Consider the following 25,927-nt stretch of genomic DNA (forward strand, 5'->3'; position numbering starts at 1 on the left):
CGGACCATCGGCAAATATGTACAAAATGAAAGGGAAAGTGCAAGAAATTTGTGATAGATGTGTGTCTCCTTCTTGTATTTCACCAGTAATTTGTCATAATTTAGATACCTCTCATAAACCATTAACTGAGCTTTATAAAGCAGTTGATAGTCATCCAAAAATTAAGAAATCGTTTATTGGAAGTGGTATTCGTCACGATTTATTAGTGCCTGAATTCAATAAATTAGCAGATCCAAAAGAATTAGATGCGTATACAGAAGAAGTAATGACAAATCATGTTTCTGGTAGATTAAAAGTTGCTCCAGAACATACTTCAGACAATGTATTAAAACTAATGCGTAAACCATCGTTTACCTATTTTCATAAGTTTAAAGAGCGTTTCGATAAAATTAATATTAGAAAAAGATTAAATCTTCAGTTAATACCCTATTTTATTTCTAGTCATCCAGCTTGTGAGTTAGAAGATATGGCAAATTTAGCTGCTGAAACTAAAGATATGGGTTTTCAATTAGAACAGGTTCAAGGGTTTACACCAACACCTATGACAGTTGCTACGGTAATTTATTACAGTGGTTATCATCCATATACACTAAAACCTATGAAAACTCCACGTACTAAAACAGAACGTGAAGATCAACACAGGTTCTTTTTCTGGTATAAAAAAGAAAATCAGCAGTGGATTAGAAATACCTTAACTAAAGTTGGTAGAACCGATTTACTTCAAAAATTATTACCAGATTCTAACTGGAGAAAAAATAAAGAATCAAAAACTAAAGATACTTTTAACGATACAGTTTCGTTTTCATCTAGAAAACAAAAGAAGTTTAATAAGTCAAAAAAAAGGTAAACAATTCTCTTTAATAAATATAGGCTTTCAAATATTGTTTTTTAAATTTGAAGTCTAGTTAAAAACTCTAATAATGAAAAAAATACTTTTATTTTTTTTATTACTTTCATCAATTGTAGTTGCTCAAACAAAAGTAAAAGTTGATTTAAGTAATCCTAATGCAACCATTTATACACATCTTTATTTTTTACAAGAAGATACATATCAACCAGCTAAATCTGCCAAAACCATTTATGGTTATACCGGAAAAGAGGCTGAAGAAATAGCCATTAAATTAAAAAAAATATTAGATGGTAAAGGATTAAAAATTGATTTTACAAAAGTGCCAACGGATAAAATGTATGCAGATACTTCCGGATTTAAAATTGGTTTTAAATATGTTTTGTTTCCATCTCAAATGCCAGAAATTTATGTTGAGAAAATAGGAGGGAATTGGTATTATTCGCCTGAAACAACTAGTAAAATTAATGAAATTTATACCAGTGTTTTTCCGTGGTATACAGAGCAATTATTGCAAATAATCCCAGAATTTGGGCATCACAGCTTTTTAAAAATTGAATTATGGCAGTTTTTGGGAATTTTATTTCTTAGCTTAATAAGTTTAGGTCTTTTTTATGTATTGCGTAAAGTAGTTTATCTTATTCTTAAAAGAATTCAATATTGGATTGTACATAAAACAAATGACAGGATTAATTTATCTATTAGAAAATTAACAAGACCAGTGGTTTTATTACTGTTAATATGGTTTATAAAATCACTTCTTCCTTCTTTAATGCTTCATTTAGAGGTGAATACAGCTATTTTTTTAGCATTGGATATTATGGTAACCGTTTTTTGGATTTATGTATTCTTAAAACTGGTTCAAGTAATTATGAGTATTTATTCAGATTATGCGGAATCTACAGATAGTAAATTAGACGATCAATTGGTTCCAATTGTAGATAATTTTTTAACTGGAGTTGTAATTATAGGTGGTATTTTAAAATTGTTAACGCTTTTTGGTGTAGATCCTGTAACAGTTGTAGCCGGTGCTTCTATTGGAGGTATTGCTGTTGCATTAGCATCACAAGATACCGTTAAAAACCTAATTGGAACAATTATGATTTTTGTTGATAAACCTTTTCATATTGGAGATTGGATTGAAGCAGATATTGCTGCAGGAACAGTTGAAAAGGTAGGATTTAGATCAACAAGAGTACGTGCTTTTGATACTTCAATTTTTCAAATTCCAAATAGCTTATTATCAGAAATGATTGTGAATAATAAAGGGTTAAGAGCTTTTAGAAGGTATCAAACAAATTTAGGTGTTAGATATGATACGCCACCAGAATTAATTGAAGCTTTTGTAATTGGAATTCGTAAAATTATTGAAGTAGATCCTACTACAAGAAATGATGTGTTTAATGTTGAATTTACTGGTTTTGGAGACTCAGCCTTATTAATTATGGTAAATGTTTATTTTACACAATTAGATTGGGATTCTGAGCAACGCTCTAAACATAATTTACACTTGGCAATTTTAAAATTGGCGAAAAATTTAGGTGTAGATTTTGCATTCCCATCATCTACGTTAATGATAGAGCAATTTCCTGATAAAAAGGCAATTACAATGCCGTATAATATTGATAAAGAGCGAACTTCAAAAATTATAGAGGATATTAAATAATAAGGTATGAAAAAAATAATGATAATTTTACTTGTTGTGCTAATGGCAGTTTCTTGTAATCATAACTTTTTATCAAGAAAACCAGTAAAACAAGTTACTATTGAAGATAATATTACAGAAATGGAACAGAAATTAAGCGCTTATATTCCGTTTAAATTAACCTCTAATTTAGAAGGTTTAACTGAAAATGAACGAAAAATGTTGCCAATTTTAATTGAAGCGGCAAATATTATGAATAATTTGTTTTGGTATGAGGCTTATGGAAATAAAAAGGAACTTTTAGATAGCATTTCTGATGAAGATACTAAAAAATATGTTGAAATTAATTATGGTCCGTGGGACAGATTAAATGGAAATAAACCTTTTGTTGATGGAGTTGGAGATAAACCGTTAGGAGCAAATTATTATCCTAAAAATATGACAAAAGCGGAGTTTGAAGCCTTTCAAGATGAAAACAAATCAAGTTTATATACTTTTATTAGAAGAAATAATGAAGGTAAATTGGTTTCTATTCCATATCATCAGCAATTTGAAGCGCAAGTAAAAAAAGTTTCTATGTTGTTAATGGAAGCTTCATTGTTAGCCGAAGATGAAGGATTAAAAAAATATTTAGAATTACGGTCGTTAGCATTTTTAGATGATAATTATCAAGCAAGTGATTTGGCTTGGATGGAAATGAAAAATAATACGCTTGATATTGTAATTGGCCCTATTGAAACGTATGAAGATCAATTGTTTGGTTATAAAGCTGCACACGAAGCATATGTTTTAATTAAAGACCAAAAATGGAGTGCAAAACTTGCCAGATTTGCCACGTTTTTACCAGAACTTCAAAACAATTTACCAGTAGATTCTATTTATAAAGCTGAAACTCCTGGAACTGATTCTGATTTAAATGCTTACGATGTTGTTTTTTATGCAGGCGATTGCAATGCTGGTAGTAAAACTATTGCTATTAATTTACCAAATGATGAGGAAGTACAATTGCAAAAAGGAACTCGTAGATTGCAATTAAAAAATGCAATGAAAGCTAAATTTGATAATATTTTGTTGCCTATTTCTGAAGTATTAATTGATAGTACTCAACAAAAATATGTAACTTTTGATGCTTTTTTTGCAAACACTATGTTTCATGAAGTTGCTCACGGATTGGGAATTAAAAACACCATAAACAACAAAGGAACCGTACGTAATTCATTAAAAGAATTGGCTTCGGCTTTAGAAGAAGGAAAAGCAGATATTTTAGGCTTGTATATGGTGTTGCAATTGCATAAAAAAGGTGAAATTGAAGGAGATATAAAAGATTATATGACCACTTTTATGGCAGGAATATTTAGATCCGTAAGGTTTGGTGCTTCAAGTGCTCATGGAAAGGCAAATATGATTCGTTTTAATTATTTTAAGGAAAAGGAAGCTTTTACAAAAACCAGCCAAGGAACGTATAAAGTTAATTTTTCTAAAATGGAAAGTGCAATGAAAGATTTATCTGAACTTATTATTACTTTACAAGGAAACGGAGATTATAATGGTGTTTTAAAATTGGTAAATGATAAAGGAATTATTTCTACAGAATTACAGCAAGATTTAGATAAATTAACAAAAGCATCTATACCTGTTGATGTTGTTTTTGAGCAAGGAATTAATGTTTTAGGATTAAAAAAGTAGTTGAATGAAATTTATTAAAAAAGGTTTTTTCTATATTGTAATTTTTGTTTCAATTGTTGGTTGTAGAGTTCAGCTTGAACCGGTTGAAATATTAACTTTTCAACAAAAATTAGAAAAACTTTTTCCAACAGCTGAAATCTCAAAAATTGAGGTAAAAGACCATTTTATTAGTGAGTATCAGTTGATTTTAAATCAACCTATAAATCATAAAAATCCTTCAGAAGGAACCTTTAAACACTATGTTTATTTATCTCATATTGATGAGTCTGCACCAACTGTAATTGTAACTGAAGGTTATAATGCAACTCCAAAAACATACGAGTTGTCTAGAATTTTAAAGGGAAATCAAGTACAAGTAGAATACCGTTTTTATGGAAAATCACGTCCGGATTCTATTCCTTGGGAATATTTAAAAAATGACCAAGCCGTTGAAGATTATCATAAAATAGTTTCAAAATTAAAACGCCTTTATTCTGGTAAATGGGTATCAACAGGAATTAGCAAAGGTGGAGAAACGGTGTTAATTTACAAAAGTAAATACCCTTGGGATGTAGAAGTGGCTGTGCCTTATGTTGCACCATTAATAAATACACAAGAAGATAGCAGAACGCAACAACATATAAATACTGCAGGTTCACAAGAGTGTAGAAATAAAATTAGTAATTTTCAAAAATTGCTTTTACAAAATAGAGAAGCAATTATAAATGAAATTAATACTTATGCTATAGAAAATGATATGACTTTTACTGAAGTTCCGGTAAACGAAGCGTTGGAATATGCAGTGTTGGAGTTTCCATTTTCATTTTGGCAATGGGGTGGAAAATGCGAAGAAATTTTGACAGAAAACGCAAGTCCAAAAGCATTATTTGAGTATTTAAATGCAATTGTTGGAATTGGTTTTTATAATGATGAAACATACTTTAATTTACTACCGTCTTACTATCAGCATTTAACAGAGTTGGGTTATTATGGTTTTGATACAACACCGGTAAAAGATTTATTACAAGTTGTTAAAAATCCATCAAACAAGCGTTTTGCACCAAAAAACATAGATTTAACGTATAATCCAAATTATATTAAACAAGTTAGAGATTTTGTAGAAAACAAAGGGAAAAAGATATTATATATTTATGGTGAAAATGATACTTGGGGAGCTTGTGCACCAAATCCAAAACCACATGTAGATGCTTTAAAAATGATTTTAAAAGCCGGAGATCATAAAACCAGAATTAAAGATTTTTCTGAAACGGATAAAAAAATAATTTACGACAAATTACAACAATGGCTTGGGTACAGTGTAACAATTTATCCATTGGAAGATTAAATTTATGAATAATTTCCATTATAGTAGAAAGTTTTTTCTAAAATAGCTACACTTATTTTTCGTTTAATGGTTTTCCAATAGTTGCTAAAATTCCGCCATCAACATATAAAATTTGGCCGTTTACAAAGTCACTAGCTTTAGAGCTTAAAAATATAACGGCTCCTTGTAAATCGTTTGGATCTCCCCAACGACCAGCAGGTGTTCTGCCCACAATAAAATCGTTAAACGGATGTCCTTCAACTCTAATAGGAGCAGTTTGACTGGTTGCAAAATATCCAGGTCCAATTCCATTAGTTTGTATATTGTATTTAGCCCATTCTGTAGCCATATTTTTGGTTAACATTTTTAAACCACCTTTGGCAGCTGCGTATGCTCCAACTGTATTTCTGCCCAATTCACTCATCATAGAACAAATGTTGATGATTTTTCCTTGTCTTCTAGAAATCATTCCTTTAACAACATGTTTAGAAATAATAAAAGGACCTACTAAATCTACCTTTAGTACTTGTTCAAAATCCGTAACTTCCATTTCTTCTAAAGGCGTTCTTTTAATAATACCAGCATTGTTTACTAAAATATCAATATTACCAACTTCTCTTTCTATTTTTGTTATGTTTTCAATTACTTGCGTTTCATTTGTTACATCAAAAAGATAACCATAAGCATTTATTCCAAACGATTTATAGTAGTTAACAGCATTGTTTAGTTTTTCTTCTGATGAAGCTCCATTAATAACCAAAGTAGCGCCAGCATTTCCTAATCCCATAGCCATAGCCATTCCTAAACCGTGTGTTCCACCAGTTATTAGAGCAATTTTACCTGTTAAATCAAATAAATTTATAGACATTTTTTTATTTCTTAATTATTTTAAAGTGCTGTGTTTTTTCATCTACAATTAATTCAATATAGTAAATAGCGCTTGGTATAGAGCTAAAATCTATTTTAGTTGTTAAACTATTTGGGTTTTTAGTTATAATAGTTTGCCCTAAAATATTAATTATTTTTAGTGATGAAATGGGTTTTATAGCATTTATGTTTAAAAGAGAAGATACAGGATTTGGGAAATAGGTTATTTTGGGTAATTCTACATCATCTATTCCTAAAGCAGTTATTTCTTCAATAGAAAAATCTGAAAAACGCACTGCTTCATCTCTTAAATCTTCTGGCGTAACAATACTTCGGTAAATTCCCCATTTAGGTCGTATAAACGAGTTATCAGGTCTAATTGTTAAAATGTTACTATTACTATATGAAAGTATTTCTGTACCGTCACTTTCTTTGTTTATTATAATTTCATAAGCACCTTCTGATCCAACAGTTATAGTTTCAGTTACATCAACCCAAATTCCTTCAAATAAGGATAACTCCACAACTACTTTTTTAACTGAAGTTAAATCTTCAACATACGTAAGTTCCATTTTATTGGGCGTTCCTTTTCTAGGTGTTAATGTAAATATTGGATTTCCATCGTTGCCATCTACAGGTTTTATTTGATGAATATGGGTAAAAGTACTTGAAGGCTTAAAACCTACAGGAATTTTAAATTTCCATTTGTATACAATGGTTTCGCCAATGGTTCCTTTTAAATGGCTAGGGGAAGAGGCATAGGTTTTAATTTCTATACGTTGTCTATCCGTTTTTTCGGTAGATGGATCATTGTCAAAATCTAGATGAGAATAAAATTCAAAAACATATTTGCCTAAATCATCATCCAATACTTCTGCAATATGTCTTCCAAAATCAAAATGGTAATCATCTGGAGCTTCAACAGCGCTTACACCTCTTCCAGGAGCAAAAGCGTTAGTAATTTCCTCGTAAGTATTTCCTGGGCCGTTTGCGTTTAATGTTACTAGCTGTGCATTTAATTTAATTGAAATGCAGCAAAAGGTTATTATAAAGAAATATATTAAAGTAAAGTTTTTAATCATTTTATTTTCAATTTTAAAAATTTATTAGAGCTATTCCTCTAAAATAGAAAAATCTGCAAACCAAAGCGTTTCATCTCTTAAATCAATAGATTTATTTAAACTTCTATAAATTCCCCATTTTGGTCTTATAAAAGAATTATCATTTCTAATTGTTAGTATAGATGGATTGATGTATGAAATTAGTTCTTTTCCATCTTTTAACCTAACTATTTTAATTGAATAAGAGCCTAAAGTATCTACCTTAATAACTTCAGTTACTTCAACCCAAGTATTTTCAAATTCATTTAGATTGGCACTTGCAAGAACAGTTTGATTATTATGGATTAAATTTAGTTTGTTAATTTTTCCTTTTCTTGCTGTTAATGTAAAGATTGGCATTCCATCTGTTCCGCCAACTGCTTTTATTTGGTGTAAGTGCGTAAAACTTGAGGATGGTTGAAATCCGGATGGTAATTTAAATTTCCAAGAGTAGGTAATTGTTTCTCCAGAGGTTCCTTTTAAATTATTTGGCGATGATTGGTAAGTTTTTATTTCTAATCGTTGACGATCGGTTTTCTGACAGCGGTCGTTATCTGGAGTTGTGTGTATTTGAAATTGAAAAACATATTTTTTTAAGTCTTCATCCCAAACTTCAGAAATATGTCTACCAAAATCTTGGTGCGCGCAATCTGGAGTTTCAACACCTTCTTTCCCAGATGCAAGCACCTTGTTAATTAATTCATAAGTTTCACCTGGGCCATCAGCTTGTAATGTGGTTTGTGCTTCGCAATAAAAAATATTTGCAAAATAAATTAGCGCTATTGGTAAAATGTAAGGAGCCGTTTTAATCATTTATGTAATATTAAATTTTGTTTAAATATATGGAAGTACCAGTAACTAAAATACAAAAAGTTGTAATGTGGTGCTTTTTTTTTAATATTTTGGGTGCTATCTTTTTTTTTTTTGATGACTCTTTGTGTTTTTTTTAATTTAATAATTGTGTTATAAAACATCAATTTTTAATATTATTTGAGTTTCAAATACAATATGTAAATTTTATAAATTAAAGGAATAATTAGCAAGAAATTTTATTGAAAAAAATGTGATATAAAATTTATTTGATATGTATTTTTTTAAATGATTCTTGTGAGAACTTAATAAAATTTAAGCCCTAAAATGGACTTTTAAATTGTTATTTAATTGTTGGTAAAACTTTTAAAAAGCATCCTTTTTTAACTCTAAATTTTAGGTTGTTTTTTTTGTAATTTATAAGGGGTTGAATTAGGAATAAAAATTTTCTAACTACTGGAATTGACGTAATAATAAACGTAAATAATACATTTTAAAGCCTTAAAACGGTGTTAAACCTCAATAAATCAACAAAGTAACTTTATGTAGTTTTATTGTATTTTTTTTTATATATTTACCAGTATAATTGGATAACCAATTTGGATAACCAGATTGGATAGCCAATTTTTGGAAGTTTCAAATAAATAAATTTTGTGTAAAAATGTACTTTTTTATCTTAACTTTAAGAGCCTCCATAAATTTAATCATTAACTAATAAACGTAATATCATATATGAAGATTTAAAGAGAAAAAAACTAAACTAATTAAAAAAAAGCAAGCAAGATTATGTATATGCTTGGATATTTAAACCGCTATCCTTACATAATTAAATCTTGTTGATTATTTATTTAACCTAACAGAATTAATATATCAAACAAATGAAAAAAACCAAACAAGTAAAAAAAGCATTCCTTATAGTCTTAGGATTCTTATTTGCGCTTAATTTAAGTGCACAGGAAAGAACCATTTCTGGAAAAGTAACATCAACTGATGATCCATTAGGGTTGCCTGGTGTAAATATTATTATTAAAGGTACAACTAAGGGAGTTTCAACCGATATGGATGGAGCTTATACTATTAATGTACCTAATAACAATGCAGTTTTAGTATTTAAATATATTGGATTTCTTACAAAAGAAGTAACAGTTGGAACTAATAAAACAATAGATGTTGTTTTAAGCGCTGACGTAAGTAATTTAGATGAAGTAGTAGTTGTTGGATACGGTTCGCAAAAAAAGAGTGATATAACAGGTTCTGTATCTTCAGTTAAAAGTGAAGAATTAACAGCATTTCCTGTTGCAGATGCAACCCAAGCACTTCAAGGTCGTGCAGCTGGTGTTGTGGTGCAATCTAATAATGGTGGTGAGCCAGGAGCTCCTATCAGCATAAAAATTAGAGGAAATACTTCTATTAATGCAAGTAGTGATCCGCTTATTGTTGTGGATGGCTTTGTGGGCGCTTCTATGCCACAAGCTAATGATATTGAATCTATGGAAGTTTTGAAAGATGCATCAGCAACAGCTATCTATGGTTCTAGAGGATCAAATGGTGTTGTATTGGTAACAACTAAAAAAGGTAAAAAAGGTAGATTATCTGTGGAAGTTAATTCTACATATGCTGTTCAAAATACTTCAAACAGTATAGATTTATTAAATGCAGATGAATTTGCAGATTATCAAAACCAAATTAGAACAAACAAAGGAAATACTTCTCCTTATGTTCAAGGAACAGCAGATACAGATTGGCAAGATTTAATTTATAGTGCTGGAAGTACTCAAAATCATCAATTTTCTTTTTCTGGTGGAAGTGATAATATAAATTTTTATGCTTCTACTAATTACTTTAAACAAGATGGTATTATTCTTAATTCAGACTATACCAAAATGTCTTTCTTATCTAATATTGATGCACAAGTTACTGATAAATTAAAATTAGGATTGAATCTTTCAGGTAGTAGAGGAACTAAAAATGGAGCTTCTACAAAATCAAATGGTTCAGTTTCTGCTGGTGGTGATGACATAATTACCTTAGCAATGAGATATGCACCAGACCAACCTGTATATAATGATGATGGTAGTTATAATTATGGAAATACTGTTGGAGATCCAGTTGATAACCCTTACGCTATTGCTAAAGAAAGAATTGACGAAACTAAAACAGATAATTTTTTAGCTAATTTTTATGCTAATTATGAAATTATAAAAGATCTTTCGTTTAAAACTACCTATGGTTTTAGTACCAAAAATAGTACTAATGGTATTTATTTACCATCTGTATTAACACAAACAGCAGGTGGAGATAATGGAAGAGCTTCAGTTGAAACAGATAAAGAAACTACAATTTTAAGTGAAAACTACTTAACCTATAAAAAAGAATTAGGAAAAGGAAACTTAACGTTATTGGCAGGTTATTCTTACCAAAAAACAGTTTCAGAGAATTTTTATATGGAAGCAACAGGCTTTATTTCAGATGCTTTCTCTTATTATGGTTTAGGAGCAGCTACAACTGTATTACAACCTGATGCATCTATATCAACAGTAGAAATTCAATCTCAATTTGGTAGAATTAATTATGATTTTGATGATAAATACTTATTTACAGCTACAGTTAGACGAGATGGAGCTTCAAACTTTGCGGCTAATGAAAAATATGCTATTTTCCCTTCAGCTGCTTTAGGTTGGAAATTATCAAATGAAGACTTTTTAAAAGACAGTGAAAAAATTTCAGAGTTAAAACTTAGAGGAAGTTATGGTGTTACTGGTAACCCTTCAATTGGAGCTTATGAATCTTTAGCTAGATTTGAAACTATCTATGCTTCAAGTAATGGTGAAACAGTAAGTGCTATTACTCCAGAGCAACCAGAAAACCCAAATTTAAAATGGGAATCTTCTTATCAAACAAACTTTGGTGTTGATTTAGGTTTATTTAATAGTAGAATTAAACTTTCATTAGATTACTATAATATTGATACTAAAGATTTAATTTTAACAGATAATAGTATTACTGAATATTTAGGATATACAGGTGATGATATTTTAGCAAATGTTGGTGAAATTAATAATAAAGGTTTTGAAATTTCTTTAACTACAAGAAACATTTCTAACGATAATTTTAGATGGACAACTGATTTTAACTGGGCTACTAATAAAAATAAAGTTGTTAACTTAGTAAACGATGCTGATTTATTTTATGATGCAACTCCAAGTTACTTTAGTCATGACAGAAGTTATGTTTTAAGAGTTGGTGAAGAAGTTGGTTTATTTTGGGGATATGATTATGCAGGTGTTTTCCAAGGAGGTACTGCGCCTGACGGTACAGCAACTCTTTCTGGTGGTGTAGCTGGAGATCCATTATTTAGAGATGTAGATGATAGTGGTTCAATTACTGAAGCTGATAGAACAACTATTGGAAACCCAAATCCTGATTATACTTTTGGTATTACAAATAACTTTAGTTATAAAAACTTCGATTTAAGTATCTTTTTACAAGGTTCTCAAGGTGGAGATATTTTTAACTTAACAAACGTACAGTTATTTAATGGAGATGCAAATACTACTAAAGAATATTATAATAATGCTTGGACAGCTACTAATACAGATACTGACATGCCTCGCGTTGGAAATAATAGTAATAGAGAAATTTCTTCTCGTTTTGTAGAAGACGGTAGTTATGTTAGATTAAAAAATATTGCATTAGCTTATAATCTTCCTTCAGATGTTGTTGAAAAGTTTGGTATGCAGAATGTTAGATTGGCTATGAGTGCACAAAATTTATTAACTTTTACAAAGTACTCTGGTTTAGATCCTGAAGTGAGCTACTATGGTTCTGAAGGTAATAATAACACAGCGAGCAATACAGCTCAAGGTTTTGACTTTGGAAATTACCCAACTGTAAAAACTGTAAGTGTTAGTTTAAGTGTGAAATTTTAATAAAAAAATTTAAAAACATAAATAATGAAAAAATTTAAATATATATTTTTATTGATAGGATTATCAATAATAGGATGTTCAGATTTAGAAGAACAGCCAGTTGGATTATTATCCCCAGATGGCTTTTTTAAAACTACAGACGATATACAAACAGCAGTTAATGGCTCACTTACACACGCTATTAATGAACAGATTTGGGGAAGAAAACTATCTATAGCATTAATGCTTCGTTCAGATATGGTAGATCTTGCTTCTAACGAAACAAGAAGGGTGGAAATGAATTCACTTACTACTTTAACAAATAATGAAATGATTGCTAATTTTTGGCCAAGAATTTATCAAGGAATTGCAGCAGCTAATTTAGCAATTGCAGGGGCTGAAGATGTAGATGTAAGTGATGAACTTAAAAATCCAGTAGTTGCACAAGCTTATTTTGCAAGAGCATTTTATTATTTTCATTTGGTAAGATTATTTGGAGCAGTTCCTTATATTGATGAGCCAATAACAGATGTGGGAGCTTCAACTTCTATTAGTAGAACACCAGCATCAGAAGTGTATGAAAATATTATTGCAGATTTAGAATTTGCAAAAACTTGGTTACCAAATACGCAAGCATCAAGAGGAATTCCTTCTAAGGCTGCAGCAAGTTCTTATTTAGCTTTAGTGTATTTAACTATGGCTGGAACAAGTGATAAAGCTTATTTTCAAAAAGCATTTGATGAAGCTACAGATGTTATTAGTAAAAAAGGAACTTATAATTTGGATTTAGATTCTAATTATCAAAATTTATTTAATGGAGATGTAACAGATTATTCTTTAGAACCTATATTCTCTTTAGATTATAATAATTACGAAGCTGAAGATAATGCATACGATCAAGTTGCTCCAATGACAGGTATTAGAGGTGATGATAGAAATTTAGGTGGTGGTTGGTCAGTTGCTGTACCTTCTTTAGCAGTATATACTACTTGGGATTCTGGAGATTATAGAAGAGCTGTAAGTTTAGATGATAGAGCATCTATTAATGGTACTGTAGTAGATTATACTAATTTTAAAATTAGTGGACACTCTTTTGCAAAAAATCAACCTTATGTAGCAAAATACATGCGTTATCCAGGTTTATTTGCTCGTGCAAATGCTAGAGCAACAAGTCTTAATTATTCTATGATTCGTTATGCAGAGGTATTGTTAATTGCTGCAGAAGCGGCTGTAGAAATTGGAGACAATGCATCAGCACTTAACTATGTTAATCAAGTAAGAGCAAGAGCAAGAAAAGGTGGTGCTACAAAAACTGGAGCAGATGAAACGTACACATTCCCTGCAAGTACAGTTCCAGCAGATCTTACAGGAACCGTTACAGTTGCTCAAGTATTAGAGGAACGTAGATTAGAATTTGCTTTTGAAGCTATTAGATGGTATGATATTGTTAGAAGAAAAATGGGAGGTGCTCCATACTATGTATTTGGTGCTTCTGGATTAGAAGGAGAAAAACCATACTTTACAGAAGATGATTATTTATTACCATTACCTGTAGATGAGTTAGAGAGAAATCCTAACTTAACTCAGAATCCTGGTTACTAAATCAATTTATAAATAGTAGAAATAAATAAAATTATTACTACTAGAATTAAACTTGGGTTTACAAGCTGTTAAAAGCATTGTAAACCCAAGTATTATTTTATAGATGTACTAACTAAACCTAAATTGTAAAAACTAGAAAAAGGAGTTGCCTAAAAAGTGAAAATCTTTTTAAACTTAATTTAGCTGTAATTTTAATAAATAGTAATAGGTATTAAAAAAGTTAATTATTTTCAATTTTCAACTCATGTCTGTCCATAAAGTTTGCATTTTCTTTTAATAAAATTTCTATAGGAAGAAATATTTTATGATCAGGAATTTTATTTTTAATTAAATAGTCTGTTATAATACGAATAGATTCGTAACCTTGGTCAAAAGGCTTCTGAGATATTAAAAAGGAAACAGAATTGTTCTGTAAGCATTTAATATTTTGTGGAGTGTTATCAAAACCTATCAACTTAATATTTTCTAAAAATTGTTGTTCCATACCATCTACAAGCATATAAATTCTACTCGAAGGAACAAATATTCCTTTAATATCAGAATGTTTTTTTAAATATGTATTTATAGCTTTTTTTGTTTCTTGTTGATTGTTTAAGTTTTCAATTTTTAAAGTTTCTATTTTATAAGGTACGTTTTTCTTTATAAAATAATCGTTAAAACCTTCTATTCTCTTAAAAATAGCATTATTTTTAGTAATGCTACTTCTAGATTGAATAATTAAAAAATTACAAAGGTTTGGTTGATTTGAATGCATAAGTTTTCCGGCAATATAACCAGCTGTATAAGAATCTTGCCCAATAAAAGCGGTGTTATTAAAGCCTTCAAGATCAATATTTAAAAAGAAATATGGAATTTCCAGCTGCTCTAAAAATTGTACAACTTCCTTAGTTTCATTTAAAAATGTAGGAACCAATAAAACAGCTGATGGTTTTGTTTTTAATAGTTTTTTAAACATTGCCAAATAGGATGCTTTTTCATATTGATTGAACTTAAATGTGCTAACTTGTGTTCCAAAGTTTTTTACATCTTCAGTGGCTTTTAAAATGCCTAAATAAGGTGATTTCCAAAATAAATCAGCATCATTAAAATCAGGAACTAATGCAGCAATATGAAATTTGTTTTTTAAAGCCAAAGCACTTGCAACAGGATTTACACTAAAATTATGTTTTTTAAGGATAGCTTTTATAGTAGCTTCGGTTTTTTTTGAAACACCTCCACGATTATGTAAAACCCTATCTACAGTTCCTTCAGATACGTTTGCTTCTTTGGCTATGTCTTTTATAGTTATCATTTTAAAATAGCATCATTATTTTTATCAAAATTATAATAATTTTCTGTGTGCGCACACTATTTTTTATTATTTTTGTGTGTGCGCACACGAAAGTGCTATTAAATAAACCAATTATAGAATAACAAGTCAATGAAAAAAGTAATAGTATTAACAGGAGCAGGAGGCGTTTTATGTAGTACACTTGCCAAAGCATTTGCAAAACAAGGACATAAAGTTGCTGTATTAGATTTAAAATTAGAAGCAGCGGAAAAGGTTGCTAATGAAATTAATAAGGCTGGAGGAATAGCCATAGGAGTTGTTGCCAATGTGTTAGAAAAAGCATCTTTAGAAGCCGCAAAAACTATAGTAAATTCAAAATTAGGAAGCTGTGATATTTTGGTAAATGGAGCAGGAGGGAATCATCCGCTAGGAACAACATCTAATCCATATCTTTTAGAAGATGATTTAAAAAATACTACAGAAGGTTTTAAAACCTTTTTCGATTTAGATCCTCAAGGTATTGAATTTGTATTTAACTTGAATTTTATTGGAACCTTGTTGCCAACCCAAATTTTTGCCAAAGACATGGTAGGTAAAAAAGGATGCAGCATTTTAAATATTTCATCTATGAATGCTTTTACTCCATTAACAAAAATACCTGCTTATAGTGGAGCAAAAGCAGCAGTTTCTAACTTTACACAATGGTTAGCGGTACATTTTTCAAAAGTTGGTATTCGTGTAAATGCTTTAGCGCCAGGTTTTTTCTTAACAGATCAAAACAGAACTTTATTAACAAATGCCGACGGAAGTTTAACGCAAAGAGGTCAACAAATTATAGACCAAACTCCTATGGGAAGATATGGAGTGCCTGAAGATTTAATAAGTACAACTATGTATTTATGTGATGATGCATCAGCTTTTGTAACAGGTGTTGTAATACCAATTGATGGTGGATTTGCTGCATATAGTGGTGTTTAAAAAATAAAAAAAATATACAATGAATTTAAGTTTAGAAAATACGTGGAGATGGTACGGACCTAACGATCCGGTTTCTCTTTTAGATATAAAACAAGCAGGAGCAACAGGAGTTGTTTCTGCATTGCATCACGTTCCAAATGGAGAAGTTTGGACAGTGGAAGAAATACAAAAACGAAAAAACATCATAGAAAAGGTTGGTTTAACTTGGTCTGTGGTTGAAAGTGTTCCTATTCATGAGAATATAAAAACTCAATCAGGGAATTTTCAACAATATATAGAAAATTACAAGCAAACACTTTTAAATTTAGGTGCTTGTGGTATAGATACCGTTTGCTATAATTTTATGCCAGTGTTGGATTGGACACGTACTAATTTAGATTATGAAGTTGCAGATGGTTCTAGAGCTTTACGTTTTGATGTAACAGCTTTTACAGTTTTTGAAGTTTTTTTATTGAAAAGACCTGGTGCAGAAGAAACATATTCAGAAGCACAACTTTTAGCTGCAAAAACACTATTAGAAAATATGACAGAAGCCGATAAAAAGTTGTTGGTTAAAAATATTATTGCGGGCTTGCCAGGTGCTGAAGAAGGTTATACTTTAAAAGAATTTAATGCAATTTTGGCAACCTACAATACTATAGGACCAAAAGAATTAAAAGCACACCTTTTTTACTTTTTAGAACAAATTATTCCGGCAGCTGAAAAAGCAGGAATTTTAATGTGTATTCATCCAGATGATCCACCATATCCAATTTTGGGTTTACCAAGAGTTGTAAGTACCGAGCAAGATATTGTAGAGTTATACAAGGCAGTTGATAGTCCAAATAATGGGTTAACTTTTTGTACAGGTTCATTTGGTGTTAGAGCCGATAACGATTTACCTGGAATGGTTGAGCGTTTAGGAAGTAGAATTCATTTTATACATTTAAGAAGTACCCAAAGAGATGAATTAGGTAATTTTTATGAAGCAAATCATTTAGAAGGAGATGTAGATATGTTTGGCGTAATGAAAGCTTTAATATTAGAACAAGAAAAAAGAAAAGCAGCTGGTAGAGTAGATTTAAGAATGCCAATGCGACCAGATCACGGACATAAAATGTTAGATGATTTACGTAAAAAAACTAACCCAGGATACTCAGGTATTGGGAGATTAAGAGGTCTTGCTGAATTAAGAGGTTTGGAAATGGGAATTCGTAAAAGTTTGTAAAAATGAATCAAATAAATTCAAAAACATTTATCACAGATAATTTTCTACTAAATTCTAGAGAAGCTGAAATTTTGTATCATGAGTATGCGAAAGAAATGCCAATAATAGATTATCACAATCATTTATCTCCAAAACAAATAGCCGAAGATAAACCTGTAGAAAATATTTCAAAAGCTTGGCTTGATGGCGATCATTATAAATGGCGCGGAATGAGAGCGAACGGTATTGATGAAAATTTTATAACAGGTTCAACGTCTTTAGAACAGCGTTTTGAAAAATGGGCAGAAACAGTTCCTTATACCTTACGAAATCCACTATTTCATTGGACGCATTTAGAGTTAAAACGTTATTTTGATATTGATGAAGTGTTACAACCAAGTAGTGCTGCAGAAATTTATAAAAAAGCAAATGCAGTTTTGGCAACTAAAACTCCAGCACAACTTTTAGAAGCTATGAAAGTGGAGGTTATTTGTACAACAGATGATCCAACCGATGATTTAAAATACCATCAACAAATAGCAACTAAAAACTTTTACACTAAGGTATATCCAACGTTTAGATCTGATGAATTGTTTTTTATTGGTCAAGATAAGTTTTTGCCATATGTAAAAAAGTTAAGTGCTGCTGTTAATTTTGAAATTACTTCTTATGCAGATTTTATAAAAGCAATTGAAGCAAGAATTCTATATTTCGATAAAAACGGTTGTCGTGTATCAGATTTTGGAGTTGGAGAAGCATTGGTTATTGAAGATTTTACTGAAAAAGAAGTTGCTCTAATTTTCGATAAAAAATTAAAAGGAGAAACACTTTCAACCTTAGAAATTAATAAATATAGGTCTTGTATTTTTATTTTTTTAGCAAAACAATATCATAAGTTTAATTGGGTACAACAGTATCATTTAGGACCAATTAGAAACAATAATTCAAAATTGGTACAACAGGTTGGTTTAGATGCTGGATGCGATTCTATTGGAGATTTTTCAATGGCAGAATTCATGTCTAAGTTATTTAATACGTTAAATTCAACCGATCAATTAGCAAAAACTATTACCTATAATTTAAATCCATCTCAAAATGAAGTATTTGCTACAATGATGGGAAATTTTCAAACAGGAGGAACTCCAGGTAAAATGCAATGGGGATCGGGCTGGTGGTTTTTAGATCAAAAAGATGGTATGGAAAAACAATTAAATGTTTTATCCAATATGGGGCTTTTAAGCAGGTTTGTTGGAATGCTAACAGATAGTAGAAGCTTTTTATCATTTCCAAGACATGAATATTTTAGAAGAATATTATGTGATTTGTTAGCAGAAGATATTAAAAAAGGTTTAGTGCCTAATGATATTCCTTTTATAGGAAAAATGGTGCAAGATATTTGCTATTACAATGCTAAAAACTACTTCAATTTTTAAATAAAAATAACCAAACCAACTATATAAAAAATAATAAATTATGAATGAATCAAAGAAGATTGGCAACTATCGCTTTAGAATTTTAGGGCTTTTAATGTTCGCCACTACCATTAACTACTTCGATAGAAGTATTATTGGTGTTATGGCGCCAACCTTAGAGAAAATGTTTGGTTGGACCAATAGTGATTATGCCAATATTATGGTATCTTTTAAAGTTGCGTATGCTTTAGGTTTGCTTACTATGGGTGGATTAATTGACAGAATTGGAACTAAAAAAGGATATACTTTATCTATTGCAATTTGGAGTATTTTTGGAATGCTACATGCGGCAGTTCGCCCAGGTTTTAGTGTTTTAGGCTTTGCTGCAGCACGTTTTGGATTAGGTTTTGGAGAAGCAGGTAATTTTCCAGCAGCCATAAAAACTACTGCAGAGTGGTTTCCAAAAAAAGACCGTGCATTTGCTACAGGACTTTTTAATGCAGCAACTAGTATTGGTGCCATTGCAGCGCCATTTGTTGTTGGATGGATTGTTCATGAAGATGGTAAAAATTGGCAAATTCCTTTTTTAATTACAGGAGCATTAAGTGCTCTTTGGGTTTTTCTTTGGTTTAGAATGTATAAAAAACCAGAAGTACATCCAAAAGTAACCAAAGAAGAATTGGCTTATATTCAAAGTGATTCTAGTGTTGAAAATGAAGAAAAATTACCTTGGAAAAGTGTGTTAGATAAGCGTCAAACGTGGGCTTTTTCTTTAGCTAAAGTAACCGATGCAGTTTGGTGGTTTTATCTTTTTTGGGGTGCAAAGTTTTTGGCAGAAGCATTTGATGTGAATATTAAAAATATAGCACTTCCATTTTTTGTAATTTATATTTTAGCAGATGGCGGAAGTATATTTGGAGGTTATTTATCTGGAGCGTTAATGAGAAAAGGATGGACTGTAAATAAAGCAAGAAAAATAACTTTATTAATATGCGCATTAATTATACTACCAGTTAGTTTTGTTGCCGTAACAGAAAGTAAATGGATTGCTGTTTTTCTTATTGGGTTAGCAGCAGCTGGGCACCAAGCGTGGTCGGCAAATATATTTACATTGGTATCAGATGTATTTCCTAAAAAAGCAACAGCATCTGTTGTTGGAATTGGTGGTATGGTTGGAGCAGTGTCCGGAATTATTGCTGATATGGCTTTAGGTTCTGTATTAGATAAGGCTGGGAATAGTGGTTATTTTTGGGCTTTTTTATTAGCGGGCTTTTCCTATTTAATTATTTTAGGTTTTGTGCATTTGTTAATGCCTACAATGACGCCTTTGGATGAAAATTTGAAACCTATACATGAATAAAGTTGTTACTTTTTTAAGGTAATAAATAAGTTATTCTAGATTTTTTAATTATTATCTTAGCTGACATAATAAAAATGCCCAGTTTAATTGCTGGGCATTTTGTTTTGTATATCTAGTAAGCTTTTTTTGGTAAATTTTAGTGTTGTGTATTTGTTTTATTGTAACAAAACTTAATTTCCTATTGAATCTTTTTGGATAGTATTTGGAGGTGTTAAAGAAGGTTCAGATTTTGGAAGCTCATTTTCATTGTATTCAGTTTCTTCTAATTCTTCAGTTTTTTTACCAATACTAACTTTTGGATTGTCTTGTGTACCCGTTACTTTAATAGGAATTCCAATTATTCCAAGTGGCGGTAGTCCTAAACGCATTTTAATATTTAATTTGCTATCAAAACTAGTTTGACCTTCAATTCTTGTTCTAAAACCTGCAATTTTAAAACGGAATTGTTCTATATTAATTATGTTGTTTTTTATTTCAGTTTTAATATCAACTTTTGATAAATCAGGATCTTTAAAAGCAGCATTTTCTGTTTTTTTACTTATTACATTAAACATTTTAAAGCCCTTCATTTTAATGTTTTTAACCGATAAGGTTCCACCTCCAAGAAGTGAAGGATAGATAGGAGTCATATTTCCATCTAATTTTCCTTTTAGGTTATAATTAAGCGATACAATTCCCGATGCACTTTCGGCTGCAGAAGCCATTTCTCTGAAAAGTTTAATATCTGTATAGGCTTTTTTTATGTCAAATTCTTCAGCTTTAATAGAGAAATTAAAATCGGCCTTATTAATAGCTTCATCTTTATATGTTGCGCTCATAGTTGCAGAGCTACCAATAATTCCAAATTTTACGTTGTTAAGCGATAAAACACCTTTTTTTAATTGTAAATTTCCTATTAAATTATCTATTTTTAAATCTTGAAATTCAACTTTCTTTAAGTTAGCATTTAAATTAAAATTAAATATTTTAGGAATTACAACAACACCGGTATTTGGTGTGTTTTCCGTAGTTTGATTGGTGTTTTCTTTATTTTCAACGTTGTTTTCATTCATTGAAGTTAAAAATTCATCAACATTTAAATACGTAGAATTTACAAAGAAAGTACCTTCTAAAATTTCATTGTTGGAAAGTGCAAAATTTATAACATTCTCCATATAGCCATTCATTAAAAAGTTAGATGTTCCATAAGAAGCATTAAAATTTGTAAAATGCATCTTGTCTTGGTTAAATTTAAAAAGTCCGTTATTAATTATAAAAGGATGCGGTAAATACTCTGAAGTGGTTTTTATATTTTTTAGTTCTAAAGTACCTTTATTGTTTAAAGCTTTATAATTACCGTTTGTTGCATCGCTTTGTTTGCCTTTAAACGAAACATCGGCGTTTGCATAACCTTCTAGCTCCAAGCCTTTTTGAGAGAATACTTTATATATTTTGGCAAAATCAAGTTCTCCTTTTGCATTTATATCATAATTTATATCTTCAAAATTATTGAATGATGCCTTAAGGTAAAACGGTTTGTCTTCAAATATAAATGAAGCTGAAAATATGTTTAAACTTAAACTTTCAAATGTTTGGTTTGCGTTTAAAATGGTTCCTTTAAAATTTATGTCTTTTAATGGGTTTGGGTAGTAGTTGGTTTTAATATAGGCATTTGTAAGTTCTAAATTGCCATTGGTTTTTGGAAACTTATGTTGCTCTTTATTATAAATTCCTTTTGCTACTATATTGGCATAAAATTTCCCCTTTAAATCAAATCCATCAATTCCTATGGTTTTATGCAATTTACCTAAATCAATTTCCGATTTTATTTTAGTGTCAATTTCAGGGTTTGTTAATCCTTTTAAGTTTAAAATAGCACTTAAATAATCTTTTCCTAAATTAAAATAAACAGAATCTAAAGCTACTTCTAGTTTTTGGGTATCTAAAGCTGGGAGCTTTGTTTTTAAATTCAAATAAATATTTTTAACTGGTTCTGTGGCATTGTTGTATGCAACATAACCATCTCTAATTGCCATGTTGAATATAATATCTGGATTTAAATTTTCAGAAGCTATATATTTTCCTTTTAAAGAAAAGAATACATCTGTTTCTCCTTTTACTTCGGTTTTTTCCAACCAACTAACATATTGTGGAGGTAGCACTGTAAAGAAATCGTGCAATTGGCTTTTTTCTGATTTTACAACAAAATCAAGATTGTAACCATTGCTTAAAAAATCTAATTTACCTTTAAAATCTACGGGTAAATTATTTATTTTTAAGTTGTTCTGATTGAAAATAAATGATAATGAATTGGTGTTTATTTGGGTAATAAGTTGTGCGTTTACCTTTTTGTTTTTAAGATATTGTTCGCCTGAAAAGCGAAAATCAAAAGATTCAATTTGTGCTTTGGTGTGCAAATCGAAAATAGCTTCATCTAGTTTTCCTTTTCCTAAATAATTAAAGCCTTTAGCATCAATTAAAATATCTGTTGATAAATCATTATAAATTAAGTGTGTATCAGTTATTTTAATACGTCTTAGTTTTATTTTGGTGTTAGATTCTTCGTTTTCTATTTCTTTGTTTTCAGAAATATAAACATTGTAGTTGGCGCCTCCGTTTTTATCAATTTTAATATTTACAAGTGCTTTATCTACAAAAATTTCATCAATATTTATCGATTTAGAAAAAATTAAACGACTTACATTTATTCCTAATGAAATTTGTTTTGCCGAAACTAATGTGTCATTTTTAAAAGGCTCTGAGCCTTTTAATAAAAAATCATCAAGATCTAAAGTTAATGAAGGGAAGTGGCTAAAAAATGAAAGATTTGCTTTTGAAAAATTAAGTTCTCCTTTAATATTGTTATTTGTTAATTGCTTTATTTTATTTGTTACATAATCTGGATATAACATAGGGAAAACAATAAGAAAAGCCAATGTAGAACTAAGGAATATACCTGTTATTTTAAGTGCTTTTATGGTTGTTTTTTTAGTTAAATATTTCACGTTAGCTTTTTTTGAGAATTAGGATTAATTGACTTTAAAAATCAGGCAAATATATTAACTAAATTGAATGTTTTGGAATGTAATTACTATTAAATAATTCCCAATTTTTAAATTAATTAGTATATAAAACAGTATTGTATTTATTTTTTTTTTACATAAAAATAGAACGATTTTTAGTATAGTATTACTTAGTTTACATGAACTCTTATTAAATCTAAATCTTGAAAATTAAAACTAAAATCTATATTAGGAGATATACCTTTCATTTTTATACGTTGAGCTTTTCCATTTTCATCTAACAAAAACATAGCAAAAGCATCGGCATTTAAATCTTGATATTCCCATTTAATTGCAAACGTATTTGCATTATAAAAAAACATTTCGCCATTAAGTTTTGGAGATTTATGCGATTTCATCCATAATTTATCTCCGTTCATAAAAATTTCTACTTTACCAAACCAAGCATCATTATAAGTTCCAATATAATCTTCAAATTTTATATGAGAATTATTTGCACTTTTAACTACTTCCCATACTTTTTTTGTTACATCATCGCCTTTTTCATTTCTATTTTTAAAATATGCTACATATTTATCAATCCATCCAAAGTCATTTAATCCAATATAACTATCAATAATTGTATTAGATACGGCTTCAAAAATACCAGCACCATCATCACTTGTATTGGTTAAAATAACAATTCCTAAATTAATATCTGGAATCATAGTTATTTTTGATAACATACCAGGAAGCGCACCGCTATGTGAAACATTCATATTTCCTTTTATATCTGATAAAAACCATCCTAAACCATAACCAGAAAAGTGTGAGTTGTAATGTGGATTTTTCTCAGCTTCAATTACTGTATGTATTCTCCACATTTCACGTTGCGATTTTTGTGTAAAAAGACTATTTTGTAGGTTTTCACCGTATTTTCCGTTATTTAAATGTAGTAGCATCCACTTAGAAATATCATCAATATTTGAATAAATACCACCGGCAGCACCGTTTATCATTGGTTTAAAATTTGGTAGTTCTATTAATATCCCTGAATTTGAATTGTAAGGATTTGCAAAATTGCTATTATCTTTAATTTTATTTAAAGCAGGGTACGAATTATTCATATTAAGAGGCTGAAAAATTCGTTTTGAAATAAAATCTTCCCAAGTCATACCCGAAACTCGCTTAATAACTTCTCCAGCAACCATATATAATAAATTGTCGTAATCAAATTGTGTTCTAAATGCAGATGTAGGTTTAAAATGTTGAAAACTAGAAAGTAAGTCGTTCATTGTAAAATCTGAACCATCTGGAAATATCATAAGATCTCCAGCTCCCAAACCTAAACCACTACGATGCGTTAATAAATCTTGAATATTAAAGTTTTCAGTTACATAAGAATTGTACATTTTAAACTCTGGAATATAATCTTTAACCTTTCCGTCCCATTTTAATTTGCCATCTTCTACTAAAATAGCCAAAGCAGCAGCAGTAAAAGCTTTACTATTTGAACCAATTGCAAAAATAGTATGTTGGTTTATTGGGCTTTTTGTTTTTACAGATTTCACTCCAAAACCTTTACTGTATACTATTTTTCCATCTTTTACAATTGAAATGGCACAACCGGCAACATTAAATTTACTCATAGCATCATCCATAATAGAATCGATTTGTTTGGATGTATACTGACTATAACAACTATTAATTGTAAAAAATGCGATAATTAATAGTGTTAATTTGTGAATGATTACTTTTTTCATACGAGTTTTTAATAATTACAATTTTAAGATGACTAATTTAATTAAAAAAGTTTTTAAAAAATTTGGAGTGAATAAATTAAGATGATTTTAAAATGGATAATGCGCAATTAGCATTTGTTTTGAAAAAATATGTTTAATTATAATCTAAAACTTGTGTGTAAATATGTATTAAACTGTTAAGTGCTGAAATATAGCTACAGTTTAAAAATGATTTTAAGTAATTAATTACTGACCTAGAAAATCTGTATTGATATTGGTAAGTTGGTTGCAACTAACGGTAAAACAAATGTTTACACGTTATTTTTTATTATTCATTGGAAATGTTAGTCCAACTGTAAATGCTCCAACATATTGTTTAACAGACGGTTGAAAGTAATAAGTAAAAGCCAAATCAACATTATTATTTTTTCCTAATTCCAGTCCAAGTGAAAAAGGGATATGATAAATAATACCACTTTTGTCAATATTGTCAAATGCTGTTAATGTTTCAAATTTTCCAATTGAAGTGCCAATTCCAATTTCAACGTACGGTGCTATCCAAGGAATTGGCGCACAAACTCTTGCTTTTCCACCAAGTAAAAAGGCTTTTGATTCCGCTTTTTCATTGGTTGGGTTATTATTTATATCTTTTCCATTTGAGCTTGTTAAAATAAAACCAGCATAAGGCCTTAATTCTAGCCAAGAAGCTACTTTTAGTACTAATTCTCCTTGTGCAAAAAATCCACTGTCCACAATTTCATTAATACTATTATAAGGTACACTTAATCCATATCCAATTTGAGCATTTATCGATTTTTCTTTTAAAAACTGTGCTTCAGTTAAATTTGAAGTTAAAACAATTACTAATAATATAAGGATTTTTCTCATAGTGTCTAGACCTTAAATACAGCTGTAGGTTAATAATAATTTTAAGTAGCTAATTTAGCAAATAATTGCTAGCTTGATAAGTCGTGAAGATTTTAGTAAGTAAGAGAGAACTAGTAATAAACTAGTTTCAGTGTTGCCAGTGTATTTTTTAATTTGTAAGTGTTAATTCAATTGCCATTAGACTATATTTATCTTTATAATTTTTATTTGTTCCAACGTTTTTCCAAACTTTTCTCCATTTTCCTTGATTAAAAATCCAACTATTTTCATCGGTTTCAGCTGGTACAGTTCCAATTGCAGGTTCGTAAGAGATTCCTTCCAATTTTTTTTTAGAACCTTCAA

Annotated in this window: 17 protein-coding genes and 1 pseudogene; 10 read left to right on the top strand and 8 right to left on the bottom strand. The window is 29.8% G+C overall.

Annotation, left to right across the window (positions count from 1 at the left end):
- From ABY298_RS06330 to ABY298_RS06345, 4 genes are all read left to right on the top strand, one after another.
- On the top strand, window positions 1–847 hold an 847-nt coding region (locus ABY298_RS06330), incomplete at its 5' end, for a DUF3362 domain-containing protein (protein ID WP_372745168.1).
- A 73-nt stretch (window positions 848–920) separates the two neighbouring features.
- Complete coding sequence (locus ABY298_RS06335; RefSeq protein ID WP_372745169.1) at window positions 921–2,513, top strand: mechanosensitive ion channel family protein; 1,593 nt, start codon at window positions 921–923, stop codon at window positions 2,511–2,513.
- A gap of 6 nt (window positions 2,514–2,519) precedes the next feature.
- Window positions 2,520–4,178 carry a Zn-dependent hydrolase gene (locus tag ABY298_RS06340; RefSeq protein ID WP_372745170.1) on the top strand — a complete coding sequence of 553 codons (1,659 nt, stop codon included), beginning with the start codon at window positions 2,520–2,522 and terminating at the stop codon, window positions 4,176–4,178.
- Window positions 4,179–4,182: 4 nt separating this feature from the next.
- Entirely contained in the window at window positions 4,183–5,502 is a 1,320-nt protein-coding gene (locus tag ABY298_RS06345; RefSeq protein ID WP_372745171.1) for a S28 family serine protease, read from the top strand.
- 52 nt (window positions 5,503–5,554) lie between these two features.
- On the opposite strand, the gene ABY298_RS06350 is transcribed toward ABY298_RS06345, so the two are convergent.
- The 3 genes from ABY298_RS06350 to ABY298_RS06360 are packed head-to-tail and all read right to left on the bottom strand — an operon-like array spanning window position 5,555 to window position 8,261.
- Window positions 5,555–6,349, bottom strand: a complete 795-nt coding sequence (locus ABY298_RS06350) for a gluconate 5-dehydrogenase (protein ID WP_372745172.1) — start codon at window positions 6,347–6,349, stop codon at window positions 5,555–5,557.
- 4 nt (window positions 6,350–6,353) lie between these two features.
- Window positions 6,354–7,430, bottom strand: coding sequence for a T9SS type A sorting domain-containing protein (locus ABY298_RS06355; protein WP_372745173.1), 1,077 nt, complete (start codon window positions 7,428–7,430; stop codon window positions 6,354–6,356).
- Between the two features lie 30 nt (window positions 7,431–7,460).
- Window positions 7,461–8,261, bottom strand: a complete 801-nt coding sequence (locus ABY298_RS06360; RefSeq protein WP_372745175.1) for a fibronectin type III — start codon at window positions 8,259–8,261, stop codon at window positions 7,461–7,463.
- An 875-nt stretch (window positions 8,262–9,136) separates the two neighbouring features.
- Between ABY298_RS06360 and ABY298_RS06365 the strand changes: the two genes are divergently transcribed.
- Together ABY298_RS06365 and ABY298_RS06370 are read left to right on the top strand one after the other, a co-directional pair.
- Window positions 9,137–12,187 carry a SusC/RagA family TonB-linked outer membrane protein gene (locus tag ABY298_RS06365; protein ID WP_372745176.1) on the top strand — a complete coding sequence of 1,017 codons (3,051 nt, stop codon included), beginning with the start codon at window positions 9,137–9,139 and terminating at the stop codon, window positions 12,185–12,187.
- 24 nt (window positions 12,188–12,211) lie between these two features.
- Window positions 12,212–13,768: a RagB/SusD family nutrient uptake outer membrane protein gene (locus tag ABY298_RS06370; RefSeq protein WP_372745177.1), complete on the top strand. Its 1,557-nt coding sequence runs from the start codon at window positions 12,212–12,214 to the stop codon at window positions 13,766–13,768.
- Between the two features lie 220 nt (window positions 13,769–13,988).
- Here the strand turns inward: ABY298_RS06370 and ABY298_RS06375 are convergent, their stop codons facing one another.
- Window positions 13,989–15,059, bottom strand: coding sequence for a substrate-binding domain-containing protein (locus ABY298_RS06375; RefSeq protein ID WP_372745178.1), 1,071 nt, complete (start codon window positions 15,057–15,059; stop codon window positions 13,989–13,991).
- A 129-nt stretch (window positions 15,060–15,188) separates the two neighbouring features.
- Here ABY298_RS06375 and ABY298_RS06380 point away from each other — a divergent pair, with 129 nt between their 5' ends.
- From ABY298_RS06380 to ABY298_RS06395, 4 genes are read left to right on the top strand one after another with little or no spacing between them, the layout of a single operon-like run.
- A complete protein-coding gene (locus tag ABY298_RS06380) occupies window positions 15,189–16,016 on the top strand; it encodes an SDR family oxidoreductase (RefSeq protein WP_372745179.1) in 828 nt (275 codons plus the stop codon).
- A 19-nt stretch (window positions 16,017–16,035) separates the two neighbouring features.
- Complete coding sequence (uxuA, locus tag ABY298_RS06385; protein ID WP_372745180.1) at window positions 16,036–17,223, top strand: mannonate dehydratase; 1,188 nt, start codon at window positions 16,036–16,038, stop codon at window positions 17,221–17,223.
- 2 nt (window positions 17,224–17,225) lie between these two features.
- Window positions 17,226–18,635 carry a glucuronate isomerase gene (uxaC, locus tag ABY298_RS06390; RefSeq protein ID WP_372745181.1) on the top strand — a complete coding sequence of 470 codons (1,410 nt, stop codon included), beginning with the start codon at window positions 17,226–17,228 and terminating at the stop codon, window positions 18,633–18,635.
- A gap of 40 nt (window positions 18,636–18,675) precedes the next feature.
- The gene (locus ABY298_RS06395; protein ID WP_372745182.1) at window positions 18,676–19,974 is read left to right on the top strand and encodes an MFS transporter; all 1,299 of its coding nucleotides are present in this window, start codon (window positions 18,676–18,678) and stop codon (window positions 19,972–19,974) included.
- A 170-nt stretch (window positions 19,975–20,144) separates the two neighbouring features.
- Here ABY298_RS06395 and ABY298_RS06400 read toward each other — a convergent pair whose 3' ends face one another.
- The 4 genes and pseudogenes from ABY298_RS06400 to ABY298_RS06415 all read right to left on the bottom strand — a co-directional run.
- On the bottom strand, window positions 20,145–22,958 hold the full coding sequence (locus tag ABY298_RS06400) for an AsmA family protein (RefSeq protein WP_372745183.1): 2,814 nt from the start codon (window positions 22,956–22,958) through the stop codon (window positions 20,145–20,147).
- A gap of 188 nt (window positions 22,959–23,146) precedes the next feature.
- Window positions 23,147–24,718: a serine hydrolase gene (locus tag ABY298_RS06405; RefSeq protein WP_372745184.1), complete on the bottom strand. Its 1,572-nt coding sequence runs from the start codon at window positions 24,716–24,718 to the stop codon at window positions 23,147–23,149.
- Between the two features lie 297 nt (window positions 24,719–25,015).
- Window positions 25,016–25,585 (bottom strand): hypothetical protein, encoded by a 570-nt coding sequence (locus tag ABY298_RS06410; protein WP_372745185.1) that lies wholly within the window; start codon window positions 25,583–25,585, stop codon window positions 25,016–25,018.
- Window positions 25,586–25,733: 148 nt separating this feature from the next.
- A pseudogene (locus tag ABY298_RS06415) lies at window positions 25,734–25,927 on the bottom strand (carboxypeptidase-like regulatory domain-containing protein); the annotation flags it as partial.

This window comes from Lutibacter sp., assembly GCF_041596795.1.
Classification (GTDB): domain Bacteria; phylum Bacteroidota; class Bacteroidia; order Flavobacteriales; family Flavobacteriaceae; genus Lutibacter.

What these genes read in the sequence shown, in the direction of transcription:
- ABY298_RS06355 (WP_372745173.1), bottom strand. Translation starts at nt 7,430, where the DNA reads ATGATTAAAAACTTTACTTTAATATATTTCTTTATAATAACCTTTTGC.
- ABY298_RS06335 (WP_372745169.1), top strand. Translation starts at nt 921, where the DNA reads ATGAAAAAAATACTTTTATTTTTTTTATTACTTTCATCAATTGTAGTT.
- ABY298_RS06395 (WP_372745182.1), top strand. Translation starts at nt 18,676, where the DNA reads ATGAATGAATCAAAGAAGATTGGCAACTATCGCTTTAGAATTTTAGGG.
- ABY298_RS06375 (WP_372745178.1), bottom strand. Translation starts at nt 15,059, where the DNA reads ATGATAACTATAAAAGACATAGCCAAAGAAGCAAACGTATCTGAAGGA.
- uxuA (WP_372745180.1), top strand. Translation starts at nt 16,036, where the DNA reads ATGAATTTAAGTTTAGAAAATACGTGGAGATGGTACGGACCTAACGAT.
- uxaC (WP_372745181.1), top strand. Translation starts at nt 17,226, where the DNA reads ATGAATCAAATAAATTCAAAAACATTTATCACAGATAATTTTCTACTA.
- ABY298_RS06345 (WP_372745171.1), top strand. Translation starts at nt 4,183, where the DNA reads ATGAAATTTATTAAAAAAGGTTTTTTCTATATTGTAATTTTTGTTTCA.
- ABY298_RS06410 (WP_372745185.1), bottom strand. Translation starts at nt 25,585, where the DNA reads ATGAGAAAAATCCTTATATTATTAGTAATTGTTTTAACTTCAAATTTA.
- ABY298_RS06340 (WP_372745170.1), top strand. Translation starts at nt 2,520, where the DNA reads ATGAAAAAAATAATGATAATTTTACTTGTTGTGCTAATGGCAGTTTCT.
- ABY298_RS06365 (WP_372745176.1), top strand. Translation starts at nt 9,137, where the DNA reads ATGAAAAAAACCAAACAAGTAAAAAAAGCATTCCTTATAGTCTTAGGA.
- ABY298_RS06380 (WP_372745179.1), top strand. Translation starts at nt 15,189, where the DNA reads ATGAAAAAAGTAATAGTATTAACAGGAGCAGGAGGCGTTTTATGTAGT.
- ABY298_RS06360 (WP_372745175.1), bottom strand. Translation starts at nt 8,261, where the DNA reads ATGATTAAAACGGCTCCTTACATTTTACCAATAGCGCTAATTTATTTT.
- ABY298_RS06370 (WP_372745177.1), top strand. Translation starts at nt 12,212, where the DNA reads ATGAAAAAATTTAAATATATATTTTTATTGATAGGATTATCAATAATA.
- ABY298_RS06405 (WP_372745184.1), bottom strand. Translation starts at nt 24,718, where the DNA reads ATGAAAAAAGTAATCATTCACAAATTAACACTATTAATTATCGCATTT.
- ABY298_RS06350 (WP_372745172.1), bottom strand. Translation starts at nt 6,349, where the DNA reads ATGTCTATAAATTTATTTGATTTAACAGGTAAAATTGCTCTAATAACT.